Here is a 19,594-nt window from a genome sequence, read left to right as displayed (position 1 = left end):
CCTTTCGTAAGGGGAAGTTCAGTAGTGACGGCGGCGTCCGGCGACGTGCTGGTCGTAGCGTTCGCGGGCCTCGACGGCGGACTCGCGGGAGGCGACCTCGGCGACCGGCACGTCCCACCAGGCCTCGGCGCCCGGCGAGGCCGGGTTCGTGACGTCGGTCTCGACGTACACACAGGTCGGCCGGTCGGAGGCACGGGCCGTGGCCAGCGCCTCGCGCAGCTCGCCCACCGTCTTGGCGCGCAGCACGTCCATGCCGAGGCTGGCGGCGTTGGCAGCGAGGTCGACCGGGAGCGGGGCGCCGCTGAAGGTGCCGTCGGCGGCCCGGTAGCGGTAGTCGGTGCCGAAGCGCTCGCCGCCGACCTCCTTCGACAGCCCGCCGATGGAGGCGTACCCGTGGTTCTGGATGAGGACGATGTTGACCGGCAGGCCCTCCTGGACCGCCGTCACGATCTCCGTGGGCATCATGAGGTAAGTGCCGTCGCCCACCAGCGACCACACGGCCACGTCCGGGGCGGCCTGCTGGATGCCGATCGCCGCCGGGATCTCGTAGCCCATGCAGGAGTAGCCGTACTCCAGGTGGTACTGGCGCGGTGAGCGCGACCGCCACAGCTTGTGCAGGTCGCCCGGGAGCGAACCGGCCGCGTTGATCACCACGTCGTCGTCGCCCACGACCGCGTCCAGCGCGCCCAGCACCTGCGTCTGCGTCGGTACGGCCGTCGCGTCGTCGGCGCGGTAGGCGGCCTCCACGACCGCGTCCCAACGCTCCTTGCCGGCGCGGTACTCGGCCTCGTACGCGGCGTCGACCCGATGGCCGGACAGCGCCTGCGCCAGCCCTTCGAGACCTGCCCTGGCATCGCAGACCAGCGTGCGCGCCGCCAGCTTGTGCGCGTCGAAGCCGGTGATGTTGACGTTCAGGAAGCGCACGTCCGGGTGCTGGAAGAGCGTGCCGGACGCCGTGGTGAAGTCGGTGTACCGCGTCCCCACACCGATCACCAGGTCCGCGGTCCGGGCGAGGTCGTCGCTGACCGCGGTGCCGGTGTGGCCGATCCCGCCGAGGTCGGCGGGGTGGTCGTGGCGGAGCGAGCCCTTGCCGGCCTGGGTGGAGGCGACCGGGATGCCGGTGGCCTCGACGAACGCCTTCAGCGCGGCCTCGGCCTCGCTGTGGTGGACGCCCCCGCCCGCGACGATCAGGGGGCGCTCGGCGGCCCGGATCGCCTCGACGGCCGCCGCCAGCTCGACCGGGTCGGGCGCGGGACGCCGTACGTACCAGACGCGGTCGGTGAAGAACTCCTGCGGCCAGTCGTACGCCTCGGCCTGCACGTCCTGCGGGAGGGCCAGCGTGACCGCGCCGGTCTCGGCCGGGTCGGCGAGGACGCGCATCGCGTTCAGCGCGGACGGGATCAGGGCCTCGGGGCGGGTGATCCGGTCGAAGTACCTCGACACGGGCCGCAGCGTGTCGTTGACCGACACGTCCGCCTCGGTCGGGTGCTCCAGCTGCTGGAGCAGCGGGTCGGGGGCGTGCGAGGCGAAGTAGTCGCCGGGCAGGAGGAGGACCGGCAGCCGGTTGATGGTGGCGAGCGCGGCGCCGGTGACGAGGTTCGTCGCGCCGGGGCCGATCGAGGTCGTCACCGCCTGCGCGGAGAGCCGGTTGAGCTGACGGGCGTGGCCGACGGCCGCGTGCACCATGGACTGCTCGTTGCGGCCCTGGTGGTAGGGCATCACGTCCTCGCCCGCCTGGAGCAGGGCCTGGCCGAGGCCGGCCACGTTGCCGTGGCCGAAGATGCCCCAGGTGCCGGCGACGAGCCGGTGGCGTACGCCGTCGCGCTCGGTGTACTGGGCGGACAGGAACCGCACCAGCGCCTGGGCGACGGTCAGGCGGACGCTCGTGGATTGGCTCATCGGGGGCCTCACTCGGACGGGGCGGTGTAGAGGGGCAGACGGGGGTCGACGGGCTGGTCCGGCCAGGTGCCGCGGATCCAGGCGTGGTCGGGGTGGTCGCAGATCAGCCAGGCGCGCTCGGCCTCGGGACCCGCCATCACGTTGAGGTAGTACATGTGGTGGCCGGGCACGGCCATGGACGGCCCGTGCCAGCCGTCGGGGATCAGTACGACGTCGCCGCCGCGCACCTCCGCCAGGACGTCGGTGTTCCGGCCGTGGCCGGACGGGGAGACGCGCTGGTAGCCGAGGCCGGGGGTGCCGTCGTGGTCGGCGAACTCGAAGTAGTAGATCTCCTCGAGGACCGACTCCTCGCCGGGGCGGTGCTCGTCGTGCTTGTGCGGCGGGAAGGACGACCAGTTGCCGCCGGGGGTGATGACCTCGACCGCGATGAGCTTGTCGCACTCGAAACCCTGTCCATCACCGCCTCCGGCGGGGGCGGCCGCGCCGAAGTTGTTCACCTGACGGCTGCTGTTGCCGGTGCCGCGCAGCTCCACCGGCACCGACGACGCCGGTCCGTACCGGGCGGGCAGCCGCCGCGCGCACCGCGCGCCGGTCAGCGCGAACCGTCCGCCGCCGGTGGACGAGACGGTCGTACGGGCATCGCGCGGCACGTAGGCGAAGTCGGTGACGGCGCTGAAAACGCTGTCACGGCCGGTGAGTTGAAAGAGGTCGTGGCCGAAATCGTCGTCGGACTCGACCGTGCAGCCGCCGTTCAGCGGGAGCACGATCCACTCGCTCTCGCCGGTTTCGAAGGTGTGCGAACCGCCCGGCGGCAGCTCCAGGACCTTCAGGCTGGAGTGACCCCAGCCGGCCTTCTCGGGCGTGACGTCCACGGCGTACGGGCCGCCGAGCGCCTTTCCCGCGGGAAGGTGATACGTCATTGTGTTCCTCCGCGTCACAGTGCGTGTCACAACAGGCCGACGGCCGTGTCCACCGCCGACTCCACGCTGCCCTCGGCCGGGTAGAGCAGCGAGCGGCCTACGACCATGCCCTGAACCGTGGGCAGTCCGAGCGCCTTGCGCCAGCGCTCGTACGCCCCTTCCTGGTCCTCGCCGACCTCGCCGCCCAGCAGGACCACGGGCAGCGTGGACGTCGCCAGGACCTCGGCCATGTCGTCGGGGTCGTCGGTGACGGGCAGTTTCAGCCAGGTGTAGGCCGAGGTGCCGCCGAGGCCGGAGGCGATCGCGATCGACCTGGTGACGGCTTCGGCGGACAGGTCGTTGCGTACCCTGCCGTCGATCCGCCGGGATATGAAGGGCTCGACGAACAGGGGGAGCCGCAGGGCGGCCATGGCGTCGATCGCCCGTGCCGTGGACTCCAGGGTGGTCAGGGAACCGGGGTCGTCGTAGTCGATGCGGACCAGCAGCTTGCCCGCGTCGAAGCGCAGCCGGGCGATGTCCTCGGCGCGGTGGCCGGTGAAACGGTCGTCCATCTCGAAGGCCGCGCCGGCCAGGCCCCCGCGGTTCATGGAGCCCATGACAACCTTGTCGTCCAGCACGCCGAGCAGCAGCAGGTCCTCCAGGATGTCGGCGGTGGCCAGCACCCCGTCGACGCCGGGCCGGGACAGCGCGATGCAGAGACGTTCCAGCAGATCGGCCCGGTCGGCCATGGCCAGGCGCCGGCCGCCCACGCCGAGCGCGCCGCGGGCCGGGTGGTCGGCGGCCACGACCATCAGCCGGCCGCTGTCGCCGATCAGCGGGCGGCGCACCCGGCGGGCGGCGGCCTCCGCGATCGCCTCGGGGTGCCGGGCTCTGATCGCGGTGAGGTCGGGAATGCTGATGCTCAAGAAAGGCTCCGTTCAGGGGTGGCGTGGCCGGCCGTCATGACGCCCGCGCGAGGAGGTCCTCGACCTCGGACCCGGTGGGCATCGCGGAGGAACAGGCGAGGCGGGAGGCGACGAGGGCGCCGGCCGCGTTGGCGTACCGCATGGTTTCGGCCAGATCCCAGCCGGACAGCAGCCCGTGGACCAGCGAGCCGCCGAAGGCGTCGCCCGCGCCGAGACCGTTGGCCACCTCGACCGGCACCGGCGGCACCTCGGCCTCGGTGCCGTCGCGGTGCACCGCGAGCACGCCCTTGGGGCCCTGCTTGACCACCGCCAGCTCCACACCGGCCGCCAGCAGCGCCTCGGCGCACGCCCGCGGTTCGCGGACGCCGGTGGCGACCTCGCACTCGTCGAGGTTGCCGACCGCGACCGTGGCGTGCCGCAGCGCCTCGGCGTAGTACGGGCGGGCCTGGTCCGGGTCGGCCCAGAACATCGGCCGCCAGTCCAGGTCGAAGACCGTGGTGCCGGCCTTGTCCCGCGCCTCCAGGGCGGTCAGCGTGGCGGAGCGGCTCGGTTCCTCGCACAGCCCGGTGCCGGTGATCCAGAAGACGCGGGCCGAGCGGATCGCGCCGTGATCCAGTTCATCGGAATGTATCTCCAGGTCAGGCGCCTTAGGCTGCCGGTAGAAATACAGCGGGAAGTCGTCCGGCGGGAAGATCTCGCAGAACGTCACCGGCGTCGGATACGCGGCGACGGGTGTCACCCAGCGGTCGTCGACACCGAAGTCCTTCAGGGCTTCGTGCAGGTAGGCGCCGAAGGGGTCGTCGCCGGTGCGTGTGATCACGGCGGTGGTGCGGCCGAGCCGGGCGGCGGCGACCGCGACGTTCGCGGCCGAGCCGCCGAGGAACTTGCCGAACGTCTCCACTTGCGCCAAGGGGAGGCCGGACTCCAGGGGATAGAGGTCGACTCCTATTCTTCCCATCGTGATCAAGTCGAAGGATTCGGCTGACTCGGCCATGCGCGACGCTCCTAGAGCTGTACAGGGGTTGCGGGTCCCAAGGGGCCTGCCGCCTCCCAGGTGTAGGACGTGGAGGCCGACGCTGTCAATAGTTTGTACTTACATTCGGACCTGAGTGTGAAATGATGTCTTAACAAAGTATTGACAGCGGGCGCATCTAGGGATTGGATCCCGTCCCAGCGAACACGCCGTGTTCCACGGCACACGACCCGGATCTCCACCGGTCCGGGCCATGGATCCCAGTCATCCCGACCCTTTCCCCCCGTCGCACACCCGTAGCACAGTGAGGTGCAGGAAAGATGGACCGCTCTTACTCCCGCTCCCGCAGGCTGACCTCCGTGGTCGCCGTCGCCGCAGCCGCCGCTCTGACCCTCGCGGGCTGCTCCAGCAGCTCCGGCGGCAAGGAGGCCGAGGAGAGCGCGGAGGGCGCCTCCGCGGGCAAGGCCAACACCCCCCGGATGACGGTCGCACTGGTGACGCACCAGTCGCCCGGTGACACCTTCTGGGACATCGTTCGCAAGGGCGCCGAGGCGGCCGCCGCGAAGGACAACATCAAGCTGATCTACTCCGCCGACCCGAACGCGGGCAACCAGGCCAACCTGGTGCAGAACGCGATCGACCAGAAGGTCGACGGCATCGCGATCACCCTCGCCAAGCCGGACGCCCTGAAGGACGTCGTCGGCAAGGCGAAGGCGAAGAACATTCCGGTCGTCGGTCTCAACTCCGGAGTCAGCGAATGGCAGAACCTCGGCCTGATGGAGTTCTTCGGCCAGGACGAGACGGTGGCCGGCGAGGCGCTCGGCAAGCGCCTGAACGAGGCCGGCGCCAAGAAGACCGTCTGTGTCATCCAGGAACAGGGGAACATCGGACTCACCCAGCGCTGTGACGGCGTGAAGAAGACGTTCGAGGGCACGACCGAGACCCTGAACGTCAACGGCACGGACATGCCGTCCGTGAAGTCCACGATCACCGCCAAGCTCAAGACGGACAAGGACATCGACTACGTCGTCGCCCTCGGCGCCCCGTTCGCGCTGACGGCCGCGCAGTCGGTGGACGAGGCCGGCAGCGAGGCGAAGGTCGCGACCTTCGACCTGAACAAGGAACTGACCGGAGCGATCAGCAAGGGCGACATCGAGTTCGCGGTCGACCAGCAGCCCTACCTCCAGGGCTACCTGGCGATCGACTCCCTGTGGCTCTACAAGAACAACGGCAACTACATGGGCGGTGGCGAGGCTCCGGTGCTGACCGGTCCGGCCTTCGTCGACAAGACGAACGTCGAGAAGATCGACGCGTTCGCCGCGAAGGGCACTCGGTGATGAGCATGACCCGACAGGCTGAGCCGGCGGTGACCACACCGCCGGCCTCCGGCCCCGGCAAGGAATCCGACGGGCGGACCCGGGAGCGGCCGCTGGCGCTGCGCCTGCTCGCCCGCCCCGAGGTCGGCGTCTTCCTCGGTGCCGTCGCGGTGCTGATCTTCTTCCTCATCACGGCACCCGCCGTGCGCGACGGCAGCTCGATGGCGAACATCCTGTACCAGTCCTCGACCATCGGGATCATGGCCCTCCCGGTCGCGCTGCTGATGATCGGCGGCGAGTTCGACCTGTCCGCCGGTGTCGCCGTGATCACCTCGGCCCTGACCGCGAGCATGGTCAGCTACCAGCTGACGATGAACGTCTGGGTCGGTGTGATCGTCGCCCTGATCGTGTCCCTCGCGGTCGGTCTGTTCAACGGCTGGCTGCTCGTCAAGACCGGGCTGCCGAGCTTCCTGGTCACCCTCGGCACGTTCCTGATCCTCCAGGGCGTGAACCTGGCGGTGACCAAGCTGATCACCGGCAACGTCGCCACCGACGACATCAGCGACATGGACGGTTTCGAGCAGGCCAAGGCGATCTTCGCCTCCTCCTTCGACGTCGGCGGCGTACAGGTCAAGATCACCGTGGTGTGGTGGCTGGTCTTCGCGGCGCTGGCCACGTGGGTGCTGTTGCGTACCAAGTACGGCAACTGGATCTTCGCGGTCGGCGGCAACCAGGGCAGCGCCCGCGCCGTCGGTGTGCCGGTGACCTTCACCAAGATCTCGCTGTTCATGCTGGTCGGCTTCGGCGCCTGGTTCGTGGGCATGCACCAGCTGTTCTCGTTCAACACCGTGCAGTCCGGCGAGGGCGTGGGCCAGGAGCTCATCTACATCGCGGCGGCGGTGATCGGTGGCTGTCTGCTGACCGGCGGCGCCGGCTCCGCGATCGGCCCGGTCTTCGGTGCCTTCATGTTCGGCATGGTCCAGCAGGGCATCGTCTACGCCGGCTGGAACCCGGACTGGTTCAAGGCCTTCCTCGGCGTGATGCTCCTCGGCGCCGTCCTCATCAATCTGTGGGTCCAGCGCACGGCGACCCGGAGGTGACCCGAATGACCAGCAAAGAAACCGGCACCCACGGCGCCGTCCTCCAGGACGAGGCGCCCGACCAGGACGCCCCGATCGTCGAACTGCGCGGCGCGGGCAAGTCCTACGGCAACATCCGCGCCCTGCACGGCGTCGACCTGAAGGTCTTCCCCAGCCAGGTCACCTGCGTCCTCGGCGACAACGGCGCCGGCAAGTCGACCCTCATCAAGATCATCTCGGGGCTGCACCAGCACACCGAGGGCGAGTTCCTCGTGGACAACGCACCGGTGCGCTTCACCACCCCGCGCGAGGCGCTGGACAGGGGCATCGCCACGGTCTACCAGGACCTCGCGGTCGTCCCGCTGATGCCCGTGTGGCGGAACTTCTTCCTCGGCTCGGAGATGACGAAGGGCCCCTGGCCCGTCCGCCGTCTCGACATCGAGAGGATGAAGAAGACCGCCGACGAAGAGCTGCGCAACATGGGTATCGTCCTGGACGACCTGGAGCAGCCCATCGGCACCCTGTCCGGTGGTCAGCGCCAGTGTGTGGCGATCGCCCGCGCCGTGTACTTCGGCGCCCGCGTCCTCATCCTGGACGAACCCACCGCCGCCCTCGGCGTCAAGCAGTCCGGCGTGGTCCTGAAGTACATCGCCGCCGCCCGCGACCGCGGCCTCGGCGTCATCTTCATCACCCACAACCCCCACCACGCCTACATGGTCGGCGACCACTTCAGCGTCCTGCGCCTCGGCACCATGGAACTGAACGCCTCCCGTGACGACGTGAGCCTCGAAGAACTCACCAACCACATGGCCGGCGGCACCGAACTGGCCGCACTCAAGCACGAGTTGTCCCAGGTACGCGGCGTCGACGTCGAGGAACTCCCCGAAGAGGCGGACCTCACCGCACCCGTGGCCTCCTCCGAAGGGAAGTCCTGACATGACCCCTGCGCTGGACCGCATCCGGGTCGGCTCGGCCCCCGACTCCTGGGGCGTGTGGTTCCCCGACGACCCCGTCCAGGTGCCCTGGGAACGCTTCCTCGACGAGGTCGCCGAGGCCGGCTACGACTGGATCGAACTGGGCCCGTACGGCTATCTGCCGACCGACCCGGCCCGGCTGACCGACGAGATCACCAGGCGGAACCTCAAGGTGTCCGCGGGCACGATCTTCACCGGCCTGCACCGCGGCCCGTCCGTCTGGGAGTCCACCTGGCAGCACGTCAGCGAGGTCGCTTCGCTCACCCAGGCCATGGGCGCCGAGCACCTCGTCGTCATCCCGTCCTTCTGGCGGGACGACAAGACCGCCGAGATCCTGGAGCCGCCGGAGCTCACCGCCGAGCAGTGGGCCCACCTCACCAAGGGCATGGAGCGGCTCGGCCACGAGGTGAAGGAGCAGTTCGGCCTCGACATCGTGGTGCACCCGCACGCCGACACCCACATCGACACCGAGGACCACGTCGAGCGCTTCCTCGACTCGACCGACGCCGACCTGGTCAACCTCTGCCTGGACACCGGTCACTACGCCTACTGCGGCGGCGACAGCGTCAAGCTGATCGAGACCTACGGCGAGCGCATCGGCTATCTGCACCTCAAGCAGGTCGACCCGGAGATCCTCGCGGACGTGGTGAAGAACGAGATCCCGTTCGGCCCCGCCGTCCAGCGCGGTGTGATGTGCGAACCCCCGGCGGGCGTACCGGAGTTGGGTCCGGTCCTGACGGCCGCGCAGAAGCTGAACGTGGACCTGTTCGCGATCGTCGAGCAGGACATGTACCCCTGCGAGCCGGACAAGCCGCTGCCCATCGCGGTCCGTACCCGCAAGTTCCTGAGGTCCTGCGGCGCCTGAGGACCGCCTGACGACCCGAAAGGACGGCCGATCACCATGACCCAGCGTCCGCACACGCTCGGAGTCGCCGTCATCGGCACCGGAAAGATGGGTGCGGACCATGTGCGCCGCATCCAGGAGGTCACCAGCGGGGCACGGGTGACCGCCGTCGTGGACGTCGACGCGGAGCGCGCCAAATCGGTCGCCGCCCGTGTCGACGGCTGCACCGCCCACACCGACCCGGCCGCCGCGATGGCGTCGGCCGACGTCGACGCGGTGATCGTCGCCTCGCCGGGCCCCGCCCACGAGGCGGCGCTCCTCGCGGCCTTCGAGCACGATCTGCCGGTGCTGTGCGAGAAACCCCTCACCCCCGACGCCGCGTCCGCGCTGCGTGTGCTGCGGGCCGAGCACAAGCTCGGCCGACGCCGGGTCCAGGTGGGCTTCATGCGGCGCTACGACGCCGAGTACATGAAGCTCAAGTCCCTTCTGGGGACGGGGCAGTTGGGCCGCCCGCTGATGCTCCACAACCGGCATCGCAACGTCGCCAGCCCGCCCGGCTGGACGTCCGAGATGCTCATCAACGACTCGGTGACGCACGAGATGGACGTGACCCGCTGGCTGCTCGGCCACGAGATCACGGCCGTCACCGTGCTGGCCCCGACGCCGTCCGGGAACGCGCCGGACGGCATCCGGGACCCGCAGTTCGTCGTCTTCGAGACCGACGGCGGCGCGATCGTCGACGTCGAGATCTTCGTCAACTGCGGCTTCGGCTACCAGGTCCAGGCCGAGGTGGTCTGCGAACGCGGCACCGCCCGCGTCGGCGACGGTCACGCCATGGTCACCAACGCGGCCGGACGCTGGGGCGGCATCATCGCCCAGGACTACATCGAGCGGTTCGCCGACGCCTACGACCGTGAGGTCCAGGCCTGGGTGGACGCGACCCGGCGCGGCGAGGTCACCGGCCCGAGCGTCTGGGACGGCTACGCCGTGGCCGCGGTGTGCGAGGCGGCCGTACGGGCGCTGGAGGACGGCGGCCGGGTACCGGTGGAGCTGGTGGACCGGCCCGCGCTGTACGTCTGAACCACGAGCGGAGGGCCGGGGAACCCCCCGGCCCTCGGTTCGGGTCGCCGCTCTCAGCCGGCGAGCGCCGTACGCGGCCGCGGCTCGAAGCCCGCCGCCCGGTAGGACGCGTCGATCAGCGACATCGTCGCCAGCGCGTCCTGAGCGTCCAGCGGGAGCGGACCGTCCCGGCGTATGTGCGCGGCGAGCGCCTCCAGTTGGTACGTGTACGACGAGCGCGTGCCCAGCCGCTCCGTCCGCTCCCCGTCCGCCGTGCGCACCACCACCCGGTCGTCCAGGTGCGGCAGCACGAAGTTCGGCGCCAGTGCCTCGCCCCGGGAGCCGACGATCCGGCAGCTCATCTCCATCTCGCCGTACGCCATGTGGCAGCGCGCCGACGCGGTCGCCCCGCCCGGGAACGCCAGCTCGGCGTCCAGCCACTCGTCGACGCCCGGCGCGCCCGGGCGCTCTGAGCCACGCGCCGAGACCAGCCGTGGCGCACCGCCCGCCCAGGGCGCGAGCATCCGCACCGCGTGCAGGCCGTAGCAGCCGAGGTCCATCACGGCGCCGCCCGCCAGAGGGAGCGACCAGCGCGGATCGAGGTCGCCGGGCGCGGGGATCGCGACCAGCGTCTCCACGCGCTGGAGTTCGCCCAGTTCACCGCTTTCGAGGAGCTCGTGCAGGCGCCTGGTGACCGGGTGGAAGAGGTAGTGGAAGGCCTCCATGAAGACGGTTCCGGCCTTGCCCGTGGCGTGCAGCACCTCGGCCGCCTCGTCGGCGTTGCTCGCCGACGGCTTCTCCGTCAGGACGTGCTTGCCGGCCGCCAGCGCGGCGAGGTTCCACGGACCGTGCAGACCGTTGGCGAGCGGGTTGTAGACGACCTCGACCTCCGGGTCGGCGAGCAGGTCGGCGTAGGAGTCCACCACCCGCTCCACATCGTGCTCGTCGGCGAACGCCGCCGCACGGGACCGGTCGCGCGCGGCCACCGCCACGAGGCGGTGGCCGGTCGTGCGGGCCGGGCCGACGAGGGAGAGCTCGGTGATGCGTGCCGCGCCCAGCACGCCGATGCGCAGCGGTTCCCGGCCCGAGTCGTTCATCCCTGCCGAACCTCCTCGATCGTCACCGGACGGTGCTCGTGCAGCGACAGGGTGCACGCGTCGGCGATCCAGCCCGCCTCCAGGGCGTCCTCGATCGTGCACGGCGAGGGCCGGCTGCCGGCCACGACCTCGGTGAACGCGGTGAGTTCGGCACGATAGGCCTCGGTGAAGCGGTCCATGAAGAAGTCGTGCGGGGTGCCCGCCGGGAACGTCACGCCGGGCTCGACGGAGCGCAGCGGCAGCTTGTCCTCCAGACCTACGGCGATGGAGTCGTCGAATCCGTGGATCTCCATGCGGACGTCGTAACCCCGGGCGTTGTGGCGGGAGTTGGAGACCACCGCGATCGTGCCGTCGTCCAGGGTGAGGATCGCGCCGGTGGTGTCGGCGTCGCCCGCCTCCTTGATGAAGTCGGCACCCCGGTTGCCGCCGACGGCGTACACCTCGGTCACCTCGCGGCCGGTCACCCAGCGGATGATGTCGAAGTCGTGCACCGAGCAGTCCCGGAAGATGCCACCGGAGGCGGCGATGTACGCGGCGGGCGGCGGCGCCGGGTCCAGCGTGGTCGAGCGCACGGTGTGCAGCTTGCCCAGCTCGCCGCCGCGCACGGCGGCGCGGGCGTTGACGAACCCGGTGTCGAAGCGCCGGTTGTAGCCGATCTGGATGGGCACGTCGCTGTCCCGGACGGCCTTGAGCACCTGGACGCCCTCGGCCATCGTCTTCGCGACGGGCTTCTCGCAGAACACGGGGACACCGGCCTCGACACCGGCCAGGATCAGCGCCGGGTGGGCGTCCGTCGCGGCGGCGACGACGATGCCGTCCACGCCGGCGGACAGCAGGGCCTCCGGCGAGTCCACGACCTCGGCGCCGAACCGCTCGGCGGCGGCCTTGGCGGCGTCCGCGAACGGGTCGGTGACGACGAGGGAGTCGACCGCGTCGAGTCCCGAGAGGGTCTCGGCGTGGAAGGCGCCGATACGGCCGAGGCCGAGGATTCCGATGCGCATGGGGATGGGGCTCCTTGAAAGCGGTGGTACGGGGAGAGGGGGAGAGTCAGTCGAGTCCGCCGAGTACGTTCTGGTCCCAGTCGATCACCGACCCGGTGACCACTCCGGACCGCTCCGACAACAGGAACACCACGAAGTCGGCGATCTCGTCGGGCTGGCCCAGCTTGCCCATCGGGAGCCCGGCGGCAGCCGACTCCCGCCAGTCGTCCGCGGCGCCGTGGAAGGCCTTCTGCGTGGCGTCCTCGCCCTCCGTCGCCGTCCAGCCGATGTTCAGGCCGTTGATCCGGACCCGGTCCCACCGGTGGGCGTGCGCGGCGTTGCGGGTCAGCCCGATCAGACCGGCCTTGGCGGAGACGTACGGGGCGAGGAACGGCTGCCCGCCGTGCGCCGAGGACGTGATGATGTTGACGATCGTGCCGGGCGCCTTGCGCGCGACCATGTCCGAGACGGCGGCCTGCATGGCGAAGAACGGCGCCTTGAGGTTGATGGCGATGTGCTGGTCGAACAGCTCGGGCGTGGTGTCCAGCAGCGTTCCTCGGGAAGTCAGCCCCGCCGAGTTGACCAGGCAGTCGATACGGCCGTACGCGTCGACGACCTCGGCGACGGACGCCTTCGCCCGCTCGGCGTCCGCCAGGTCGGCCTGCACGAACATGGCCTTGCCCCCGTCGGCGGCCAGCTCGGTCACCAGGGCCTCACCCGGTTCCGGGCGGCGCCCGGTGACGGCCACGACCGCCCCCTCGCGCACGGCCGCGCGCGCGACGGCCGCGCCGACGCCCTGGCTGCCGCCGTTGACGAGGACGACCTTGTCGTCGAGAAGTCCCATGTCTCTCCGGGTCCTTTCAGATCAGCTCGGCTCGGGTCAGCTCTGACGCCGCTCGGCGCCCGCCCGCAGTTCGTCCCGCAGCGCCTCGGGGGTCCACCCCTCGCCCAGCGCACGCCGGACGACGTCCGCCTGGGCCGGCGGGGCCAGACCGTCGACCGGGGGGTCGCTGTCGAGGTTGGTCGGGAAGGGGTAGCCCTCCGCGCTCGCGGCGATCACATTGGCCGCCCACGCCTCGTCCACGCCCGCGCCGAGGCGCTTGAGCAGCACCGGGTAGACCGCGTTCGCGACCGCCTCCCGGTCCACCGTCTCCATCGCCCGCCCGAACGCGGAGGACACCTGGAGCAGGTTCGCCATCCGCCGGATGTCCGCCGACCGGTTGGTGCCGGCCGCGTGGAACAACGCCGGGTTGAAGAAGCACGCGTCGCCCTTGGCGAGCGGGAGCTGGACGTGGTGCGCCTCGAAGTACGCCTGGAACTGAGGCAGTCGCCACGCGAGGTAGCCGGGCTCGTACGTCTGCGAGTACGGCAGATACATGGTCGGCCCGGACTCCACCGGCATGTCGCAGTGCGCGACGGCACCCTGGAGGGTGAGCACGGGGGAGAGGACGTGGACATGGGCCGGGTAGCCGGCCGCGACCTCGTTGGAGAGGAACCCCAGGTGGTAGTCGCGGTGCACCGTCTGTGCCGCACCGCCCGGGTTGACCACGTTGACCTGCGAGGTCACCTGGTAGCCGGGACCGAGCCAGGCGGCCGAGACCAGGGCCAGGATGTCGTTGGCGTAGTAGTCGGCGAACGCCTCGGGGTCGTGGAGCGCCGCCTTCTCCAGCGCGTTCCACACCCGGTCGTTGGCGCCCGGCTTGGCGAAGTGGTCACCGGCGGTGGCGCCCGCGGCACGCTGCTCGGCGATCAGCGCGTCGAACACACCGCTCAGCCGGTCGACGACGTCCAGGTCGGCGAAGGCGCCCTGGAGGACCACGATGCCCGGCCCGTCGGCGAGGGCCCGGACCAGTTCGGCCCGCACCGCACGGGGGTCGTCGGCCTTGCGCAGCCGGTAGCTGTCGTAGACCAGGACATCGCGCTCCACGACGGAGGCGTACGGGTAGTCCGCGAGGGCCGTGGTCCGCTCGACCAGTCGGCGGAACTCCGCGAGGTCGCAGTCGCGCTCGGACAGCCAGGCCCGGCGGTGTACGGAGGTGAAGGACATCGGTGTCCTCTCGGTGACAGGGGCGACTCAGCGGTGCCATTCTTGTCATGACAATCCCGTCGAACAACCAGCAGGCATCCATCAAAAACCCCTCAGGAGCCGACGCATGGGTCACCCCTTCCCGATCCGGGAGATCGCACGTCAGGCGGGCCTGAGCGAGGCGACGGTCGACCGGGTGCTGAACGGCCGGGGCGGCGTGCGGGAGAGCACCGCGCGGGAGGTCCAGCAGGCGATAGCCGACCTGGACCGACAGCGCACCCAGGTCCGGCTGGTGGGCCGTACCTTCATGATCGACATGGTGGTGCAGGCGCCCGAACGGTTCACCACGGCCGTGCGCGCCGCCCTGGAGGCCGAACTGCCGTCCCTGCACCCGGCCGTCGTGCGCTCGCGCTTCCACTTCCGCGAGACCGGGCCGGTGGCGGAGCTGACCCGGACGCTGGACCGCATCGCCCGGCGCGGCTCGCAGGGCGTGATCCTGAAGGCCCCCGACGTGCCCGAGGTCACCGCCGCGGTCGCCCGGCTCGCGGAGGCCGGCATCCCGGTGGTGACGCTGGTGACGGACCTGCCCGCCACCCCCCGCCTCGGCTACGTCGGCATCGACAACCGGGCGGCGGGCGCCACCGCCGCCTACCTCATGGGCCAGTGGCTCGGCGACCGCCCCGGCAATGCGCTCACCAGCCTCAGCAGCGGCTTCTTCCGCAACGAGGAGGAGCGCGAGATGGGCTTCCGCAGCGCCATGCGGGCCCTGCATCCCGACCGCACCCTGGTCGAGATCGCGGAGGGGCAGGGGCTGGACGCCACGCAGTACGACCTGGTGCGGGCCGCGCTGGCACGCGATGCGGACATCCGCGCCGTCTACTCGATCGGCGGCGGCAACATCGCCACGCTGCGGGCCTTCGAGGACGCGGGCCGTGTGTGCGCCGTGTTCATCGCCCACGACCTCGACCACGACAACACCCGCCTGCTGCGCGAACACCGCCTCTCCGCCGTCCTCCACCACGACCTGCGCCAGGACCTGCGCGAGGCCTGCCACCTCGTGATGCGGGCCCACGGCGCGCTGCCGCCCGCGGGGCCCACGACGCCGTCGGCGATCCAGGTGGTGACGCCCTACAACATGCCCACACCCATCGGGTGACGATCGAGGGCGCGCGTCTGGCGTGTACGCCCGCTCGCCGGGGCCCGGCTCCCTACGGTCGTGAGCATGTGGAAATCGATCCCGGACGGTGGGCCCGAGCGGCTGGTGGCGCTCGCCGACGGCGTGTTCGCCATCGCCATGACGCTGCTGGTCCTGGACTTCTCCGTGCCGCGGGAACTGGGCTCGGACCAGTACGACGACGCCCTGCGCGAACTGATCCCGAACCTCGCCGCCTATGCTCTCAGCGTGCTGGTGCTCGGCGCCTTCTGGCGTGAACACCGCCGGATCTTCGGCTACGTCCGGCAGATCGACGGACAGGTGATCACGCTGACCATCGTGGGCCTGAGCGTCGCGGCCCTGCTGCCCTTCCCCACGAAGCTCCTCTCCGAGTACGGCACGGAGCCCGAGTCGGTCGCCATCTACTCCGCGACGGTCGCCGCCCTCGGCGCCGCCGACCTCGCGGTCCTCCTGGTCCTGGTCCGCCGCCCCTGGCTCCGCGAGGCGGCCGAGCCGCCGGAGGGCTTCGGACTCTTCGTGCTCGACCTCGCGGTGACCGTCGTGGTGTTCCTCGCGGCCGTCCCGCTCGCCCTGGCCTACGGCCAGGCCGCCATATGGCTCTGGCTGGCCATGGCCCCGATCAAGGTGACCATCGGCCGCCGCGCCCAACGCGCAGGCTGACACCACCTGCTGTCACCCTCCGGCGGCGACGTCCACCTGGGCAATGGCAGTGCCCACCGACGCACGCTGCCCCCGCCCGTCACCCTCCGGCGGTCACGTCCCACCCAGGCAATGGCAGTGCCCACCGACGCCTGCTGACCCGGCCCGTCACCCTCCGGCGGCCACGTCCACCCATGTGCCGCTCTCCGCCGACCACGCCATCGCGTCGAGTACGGCGGCACTGTGCACGGCATCGTCGAGGGTCGCCCCGTACGACGTGTCGTCGGTGATCGAGCGCAGGAAGCGGTAGGCCTCGATCACCTTGAGGTCGTCGTAGCCCATGGCGTTCGCCGCGCCCGGCTGGAAGGCGCCGAACTCGCCGTCGTGCGGGCCGACGTACACCGTGCCGACCGGCTGGTCCTGGTAGGTGGTGCCCTGGCTGACGCCGAGTTCGCCCATGCGGCGGAAGTCCCAGAAGAGCGCGCCCTTGGCGCCGTGCACCTCGAAGCCGTAGTTGTTCTGCTCGCCGACCGAGACCCGGCAGGCCTCCAGCACCCCGCGGGCACCGGAGGCGAAGCGCAGCAGGCAGTTGACGTAGTCCTCGTTCTCGACCGGGCCGAGCTCGCCGGTGGCGAGGGTGTGCCCGGCGGTGGCGCCGGTGGGGCGGGCCCGCTCGGGCACGAAGATCGCGGTGTCGGCGGTCAGCCGCTCGATGTCGCCGAGCAGGAAGCGGGCCAGGTCGGCGCCGTGCGAGGCCAGGTCGCCGAGGACTCCGCTGCCGCCGCGCTCACGCTCGTAGCGCCAGGTCAGGGCACCCTGCGGATGGGCCGCGTAATCGCTGAAGAGGCGGATGCGGACGTGTGTGACGGTCCCGATCTCGCCCGAGGCGATGAGCTCGCGCGCGGCCTCGACGGCGGGCGCGTTGCGGTAGTTGAAGCCCACCGCGCTGCGTACGCCCGCCTTGCCCGCCGCGTCGGCGACCGCGCGGGCGTCCTCGGCGGTCAGGCCCACCGGCTTCTCGATCCAGATGTGCTTGCCGGCCTCGGCCATCGCGACGCCGATCTCCCGGTGCAGGAAGTTCGGAGCGGTGATGCTGACGGCCTGGACGCGCGGGTCCGCGGCCACCTCGCGCCAGTCCCGGGTCGTCGAGGCGAACCCGAACCGCGCGGCGGCCTCCTCGGCCCGGCCCGGCACCTCCTCGGCGACGGTCACCAGGTGCGGGCGCAGGGGCAGTTGCGGGTAGTGGTGCGGGAGACGGGCGTACGCCTGGGTGTGCACCCGCCCCATCCAGCCGAATCCGACGACGGCGACGCCGAGCGTGTCCACCATTGCAGCCCCTCGTCCTGAATCTGAGGTGTCCTTGGACCGTCCTTGGACCGGTCCATTTCCTGTCCAGGCCACCATGGGCGGGGCCCACTACCGCTGTCAACCCTCACCCCGACGCTTTGACAAGGTGAGGTGCCTGTGGAACGGTCCATATCCATGAGACCGCCGACGATCCGTGACGTTGCCGAACGGGCCGGCGTCTCCAAGTCGCTGGTCTCGCTCGTGCTGCGCGGCTCCGAGCAGGTGCGCCCCGAGAAGCGGGAAGCCGTCCTGCGGGCCGTACGTGAACTCGGCTACCGCCCGAACGCCGCCGCGCGCAGCCTCAGCGAGCAGCGCACTCGCACGGTCGGCGTCCTCCTGAACGACCTGCGCAACCCCTGGTACGTCGACATGCTGGAGGGCCTGAACTCCCTCCTGCACGACAACGGCCTGCACATGCTCCTGGCCGACGCCCGCCTCAACCGCCGTACCGGCCAGGACCCCGCCGGCCCCTTCCTGGACCTCAGGGTCGACGGCCTGGTCGTGGTCGGCACGCTGCCCGACCCGGCCGCCCTCGGGCCGGTGGCCGAACGGCTCCCGGTCGTGGTCGCCGGCGCACGCGAGCCGAGCCTGCCCGGCGTGCAGGTCGTCGCCAACGACGACGAGCGGGGCGCCCGCCTGGTCACCGAGCACCTCATCGGCCTCGGCCACCGGCGCATCGCGCACATCGCCGGGTACGGCGCGGTGGGCGAGCTGCGGCGGCGCGGCTTCGAGGCGACGATGCGGGCGCACGGCCTCGCGGAGGGGGCGGTGGTCGAGCCCAGCGACATGACCGAGGAGGGCGGTTACCGCACCACGGTCCGGCTGCTGAGCCGCGCGGACCGGCCGACGGCGGTCTTCGCCGTGAACGACATCGCCGCGATCGGCGCGCTGTCGGCGGCCGAGGAGTCGGGACTACGGGTGCCGCGTGACGTCTCCGTCGTCGGCTACGACAACACGAGCATCGCCCGGCTGCGCCACGTCTGGCTCACCACCGTCGACAACGCCAGCCACGAGGTCGGCCGGCGCGCGGCCCGCTGCCTGCTCGACCGGTTCGAAGGCGGCGGGGGAGCCGGCGAGGTCCAACTCGCCCCGCCGACGCTGGAGATCCGGGGCTCGACGGCGGCCCCGCCCGCCGGTGGACCGCGCAGAGGCTGACCGCGCGGAGGCTGATCGCTCAGAGGTTGATCGCGTACGCCTTGCGCAGCGTCTCGTGCACCGTCCAGGTCGTACGGTCGCCCTCGCGCAGTACGGCCATGTCGCCGGGCCCCACCCGCAGCGTCGGCCCGCCCGCGAACTCGATGGTGGCCGACCCGCTGATCACGACGAACAGCTCGTCGGCCTCCGTGTCGGTGACCACGCCGGGCGTGATCTGCCAGATGCCCCGCACCTGACGCCCGTCCGCGGACTCCCACACCACCTTCCCGGTCACCTCCGGTGTCCCGGAGACGATCTGCTCGGGGTCGAGGGGCTCGGGTTCGAGCTCGGCGTCGGGAATGTGGAGTACGAAGCTGTGCGTCATGCGGCGACCCTAGCGGCGGCGCGCCGGGGAGGGCGGTGGACAGACTGTGGGGTTTCGGCAGGTGCGGGCGGACACTCCGTCCGGCACGCAATACGGCGGACAAAATTGTTGACAATTCTGTTTGGCTAGATTTACGTTCGACAGGCACTCACTCAGGGAGGGCACATGCCGAAAGAAGCTGGTCCGAGCACTGGAGAGCAGGCCAAACAGCATGCGCTCGCGCAGCTGCGGCAGGCGATCCTGCACGGCGAGATGGCACCGGCCCAGCGGCTGGTGGAGAACGAACTCGCCGAGCAGTTCGGTGTGACACGGGCCAGCATCCGCGCGGCACTCATCGATCTGGAGGCCCAGGGACTGGTCGAGCGGATCCGCAACCGTGGCTCACGGGTGCGGGTGGTGACCGTGGAGGAAGCGGTCGCCATCACCGAGTGCCGCATGGTCCTGGAAGGACTCTGCGCGGCCAAGGCAGCCGTCGCCGCCAGCGACGCGCAGCTCACCCACCTCGCCGACCTCGGCGAGGCGATGACCAAGGCCGTGGCCGACGGCGAACCGATGACGTACTCCGAGCTGAACCAGGAACTGCACGCCAGAATCCGGGAGTTCTCCGGCCAGCAGACGGCCGTGGAGCTGCTGGAGCGGCTCAACGCACAACTGGTGCGCCATCGCTTCCAGTTGGCGCTCAGGCCCGGTCGTCCCCAGCACTCCCTGAACGAGCACCTGGCCATGATCGAGGCGATCCGGGCCAGGGACCCGCAGGCGGCCGAGGCGGCCGTCCGCGCCCACCTCACCAGCGTGATCGAGGCACTGCGCGACTGATCGCGACGCGCGGGGCGGGCGCCCACC

The 19,594-nt window shown here is 70.9% G+C and carries 19 protein-coding genes; 9 read left to right on the top strand and 10 right to left on the bottom strand.

Annotated elements, in window-relative coordinates; all coding sequences use genetic code 11:
* Positions 1–18: 18 nt before the first annotated feature.
* From iolD to iolC, 4 genes are read right to left on the bottom strand one after another with little or no spacing between them, the layout of a single operon-like run.
* A complete protein-coding gene (gene iolD, locus ACIQWG_RS16280; protein WP_404095549.1) occupies positions 19–1,899 on the bottom strand; it encodes a 3D-(3,5/4)-trihydroxycyclohexane-1,2-dione acylhydrolase (decyclizing) in 1,881 nt (626 codons plus the stop codon).
* 8 nt (positions 1,900–1,907) lie between these two features.
* Positions 1,908–2,819, bottom strand: coding sequence for a 5-deoxy-glucuronate isomerase (gene iolB / locus ACIQWG_RS16275; RefSeq protein WP_404095546.1), 912 nt, complete (start codon positions 2,817–2,819; stop codon positions 1,908–1,910).
* A 26-nt stretch (positions 2,820–2,845) separates the two neighbouring features.
* Entirely contained in the window at positions 2,846–3,724 is an 879-nt protein-coding gene (locus tag ACIQWG_RS16270; protein WP_404095544.1) for a deoxyribose-phosphate aldolase, read from the bottom strand.
* Positions 3,725–3,758: 34 nt separating this feature from the next.
* Positions 3,759–4,718 (bottom strand): 5-dehydro-2-deoxygluconokinase, encoded by a 960-nt coding sequence (iolC, locus tag ACIQWG_RS16265; protein WP_404095542.1) that lies wholly within the window; start codon positions 4,716–4,718, stop codon positions 3,759–3,761.
* A 299-nt stretch (positions 4,719–5,017) separates the two neighbouring features.
* On the opposite strand from iolC, the gene ACIQWG_RS16260 reads away from it, so the two are divergent.
* From ACIQWG_RS16260 to ACIQWG_RS16240, 5 genes are read left to right on the top strand one after another with little or no spacing between them, the layout of a single operon-like run.
* The gene (locus ACIQWG_RS16260) at positions 5,018–6,034 is read left to right on the top strand and encodes a sugar ABC transporter substrate-binding protein (protein WP_404095539.1); all 1,017 of its coding nucleotides are present in this window, start codon (positions 5,018–5,020) and stop codon (positions 6,032–6,034) included.
* Positions 6,034–7,113: an ABC transporter permease gene (locus tag ACIQWG_RS16255; protein WP_404095536.1), complete on the top strand. Its 1,080-nt coding sequence runs from the start codon at positions 6,034–6,036 to the stop codon at positions 7,111–7,113. The genes ACIQWG_RS16260 and ACIQWG_RS16255 overlap by 1 nt, the downstream gene beginning before the upstream one ends.
* 5 nt (positions 7,114–7,118) lie before the next feature.
* On the top strand, positions 7,119–8,027 hold the full coding sequence (locus tag ACIQWG_RS16250; RefSeq protein ID WP_404095533.1) for an ATP-binding cassette domain-containing protein: 909 nt from the start codon (positions 7,119–7,121) through the stop codon (positions 8,025–8,027).
* A gap of 1 nt (position 8,028) precedes the next feature.
* Positions 8,029–8,931, top strand: a complete 903-nt coding sequence (locus tag ACIQWG_RS16245) for a sugar phosphate isomerase/epimerase family protein (RefSeq protein WP_404095530.1) — start codon at positions 8,029–8,031, stop codon at positions 8,929–8,931.
* Positions 8,932–8,967: 36 nt separating this feature from the next.
* Positions 8,968–9,990 carry a Gfo/Idh/MocA family protein gene (locus ACIQWG_RS16240; RefSeq protein ID WP_404095528.1) on the top strand — a complete coding sequence of 341 codons (1,023 nt, stop codon included), beginning with the start codon at positions 8,968–8,970 and terminating at the stop codon, positions 9,988–9,990.
* 53 nt (positions 9,991–10,043) lie between these two features.
* Here ACIQWG_RS16240 and ACIQWG_RS16235 read toward each other — a convergent pair whose 3' ends face one another.
* The 4 genes from ACIQWG_RS16235 to ACIQWG_RS16220 are packed head-to-tail and all read right to left on the bottom strand — an operon-like array spanning position 10,044 to position 14,093.
* Positions 10,044–11,066: a Gfo/Idh/MocA family protein gene (locus tag ACIQWG_RS16235; protein ID WP_404095526.1), complete on the bottom strand. Its 1,023-nt coding sequence runs from the start codon at positions 11,064–11,066 to the stop codon at positions 10,044–10,046.
* A complete protein-coding gene (locus ACIQWG_RS16230; protein WP_404095523.1) occupies positions 11,063–12,067 on the bottom strand; it encodes a Gfo/Idh/MocA family oxidoreductase in 1,005 nt (334 codons plus the stop codon). Before ACIQWG_RS16230 ends, ACIQWG_RS16235 begins: the two co-directional genes overlap by 4 nt.
* A 46-nt stretch (positions 12,068–12,113) precedes the next feature.
* The gene (locus ACIQWG_RS16225; protein WP_404095520.1) at positions 12,114–12,890 is read right to left on the bottom strand and encodes an SDR family oxidoreductase; all 777 of its coding nucleotides are present in this window, start codon (positions 12,888–12,890) and stop codon (positions 12,114–12,116) included.
* Positions 12,891–12,926: 36 nt separating this feature from the next.
* Complete coding sequence (locus tag ACIQWG_RS16220; RefSeq protein WP_404095518.1) at positions 12,927–14,093, bottom strand: phytanoyl-CoA dioxygenase family protein; 1,167 nt, start codon at positions 14,091–14,093, stop codon at positions 12,927–12,929.
* A gap of 106 nt (positions 14,094–14,199) precedes the next feature.
* Between ACIQWG_RS16220 and ACIQWG_RS16215 the strand changes: the two genes are divergently transcribed.
* A complete protein-coding gene (locus tag ACIQWG_RS16215) occupies positions 14,200–15,228 on the top strand; it encodes a LacI family DNA-binding transcriptional regulator (protein WP_404095516.1) in 1,029 nt (342 codons plus the stop codon).
* A 66-nt stretch (positions 15,229–15,294) separates the two neighbouring features.
* Positions 15,295–15,906: a TMEM175 family protein gene (locus ACIQWG_RS16210; protein WP_404095515.1), complete on the top strand. Its 612-nt coding sequence runs from the start codon at positions 15,295–15,297 to the stop codon at positions 15,904–15,906.
* Positions 15,907–16,053: 147 nt separating this feature from the next.
* Here ACIQWG_RS16210 and ACIQWG_RS16205 read toward each other — a convergent pair whose 3' ends face one another.
* Positions 16,054–17,214 (bottom strand): Gfo/Idh/MocA family protein, encoded by a 1,161-nt coding sequence (locus tag ACIQWG_RS16205; protein ID WP_404095513.1) that lies wholly within the window; start codon positions 17,212–17,214, stop codon positions 16,054–16,056.
* A gap of 153 nt (positions 17,215–17,367) precedes the next feature.
* Between ACIQWG_RS16205 and ACIQWG_RS16200 the strand changes: the two genes are divergently transcribed.
* A complete protein-coding gene (locus ACIQWG_RS16200; RefSeq protein ID WP_404095512.1) occupies positions 17,368–18,387 on the top strand; it encodes a LacI family DNA-binding transcriptional regulator in 1,020 nt (339 codons plus the stop codon).
* 19 nt (positions 18,388–18,406) lie between these two features.
* Here ACIQWG_RS16200 and ACIQWG_RS16195 read toward each other — a convergent pair whose 3' ends face one another.
* Positions 18,407–18,751: a cupin domain-containing protein gene (locus ACIQWG_RS16195; protein ID WP_404095510.1), complete on the bottom strand. Its 345-nt coding sequence runs from the start codon at positions 18,749–18,751 to the stop codon at positions 18,407–18,409.
* 165 nt (positions 18,752–18,916) lie between these two features.
* On the opposite strand from ACIQWG_RS16195, the gene ACIQWG_RS16190 reads away from it, so the two are divergent.
* A complete protein-coding gene (locus tag ACIQWG_RS16190) occupies positions 18,917–19,567 on the top strand; it encodes a GntR family transcriptional regulator (RefSeq protein ID WP_404095508.1) in 651 nt (216 codons plus the stop codon).
* Positions 19,568–19,594: the final 27 nt, after the last annotated feature.

This window comes from Streptomyces sp. NPDC098781, from assembly GCF_044759995.1.
GTDB lineage: Bacteria > Actinomycetota > Actinomycetes > Streptomycetales > Streptomycetaceae > Streptomyces.
The sequence above is the reverse complement of the archived record's forward strand: the minus strand, read 5'-3'. Positions and strand labels throughout refer to the sequence as shown.

Coding starts and splice junctions, on each gene's coding strand:
- iolD (WP_404095549.1), bottom strand. CDS start 1,899: ATGAGCCAATCCACGAGCGTCCGCCTGACCGTCGCCCAGGCGCTGGTG.
- iolB (WP_404095546.1), bottom strand. CDS start 2,819: ATGACGTATCACCTTCCCGCGGGAAAGGCGCTCGGCGGCCCGTACGCC.
- iolC (WP_404095542.1), bottom strand. CDS start 4,718: ATGGCCGAGTCAGCCGAATCCTTCGACTTGATCACGATGGGAAGAATA.
- ACIQWG_RS16260 (WP_404095539.1), top strand. CDS start 5,018: ATGGACCGCTCTTACTCCCGCTCCCGCAGGCTGACCTCCGTGGTCGCC.
- ACIQWG_RS16255 (WP_404095536.1), top strand. CDS start 6,034: ATGAGCATGACCCGACAGGCTGAGCCGGCGGTGACCACACCGCCGGCC.
- ACIQWG_RS16250 (WP_404095533.1), top strand. CDS start 7,119: ATGACCAGCAAAGAAACCGGCACCCACGGCGCCGTCCTCCAGGACGAG.
- ACIQWG_RS16245 (WP_404095530.1), top strand. CDS start 8,029: ATGACCCCTGCGCTGGACCGCATCCGGGTCGGCTCGGCCCCCGACTCC.
- ACIQWG_RS16240 (WP_404095528.1), top strand. CDS start 8,968: ATGACCCAGCGTCCGCACACGCTCGGAGTCGCCGTCATCGGCACCGGA.
- ACIQWG_RS16235 (WP_404095526.1), bottom strand. CDS start 11,066: ATGAACGACTCGGGCCGGGAACCGCTGCGCATCGGCGTGCTGGGCGCG.
- ACIQWG_RS16230 (WP_404095523.1), bottom strand. CDS start 12,067: ATGCGCATCGGAATCCTCGGCCTCGGCCGTATCGGCGCCTTCCACGCC.
- ACIQWG_RS16225 (WP_404095520.1), bottom strand. CDS start 12,890: ATGGGACTTCTCGACGACAAGGTCGTCCTCGTCAACGGCGGCAGCCAG.
- ACIQWG_RS16220 (WP_404095518.1), bottom strand. CDS start 14,093: ATGTCCTTCACCTCCGTACACCGCCGGGCCTGGCTGTCCGAGCGCGAC.
- ACIQWG_RS16215 (WP_404095516.1), top strand. CDS start 14,200: ATGGGTCACCCCTTCCCGATCCGGGAGATCGCACGTCAGGCGGGCCTG.
- ACIQWG_RS16210 (WP_404095515.1), top strand. CDS start 15,295: ATGTGGAAATCGATCCCGGACGGTGGGCCCGAGCGGCTGGTGGCGCTC.
- ACIQWG_RS16205 (WP_404095513.1), bottom strand. CDS start 17,214: ATGGTGGACACGCTCGGCGTCGCCGTCGTCGGATTCGGCTGGATGGGG.
- ACIQWG_RS16200 (WP_404095512.1), top strand. CDS start 17,368: ATGAGACCGCCGACGATCCGTGACGTTGCCGAACGGGCCGGCGTCTCC.
- ACIQWG_RS16195 (WP_404095510.1), bottom strand. CDS start 18,751: ATGACGCACAGCTTCGTACTCCACATTCCCGACGCCGAGCTCGAACCC.
- ACIQWG_RS16190 (WP_404095508.1), top strand. CDS start 18,917: ATGCCGAAAGAAGCTGGTCCGAGCACTGGAGAGCAGGCCAAACAGCAT.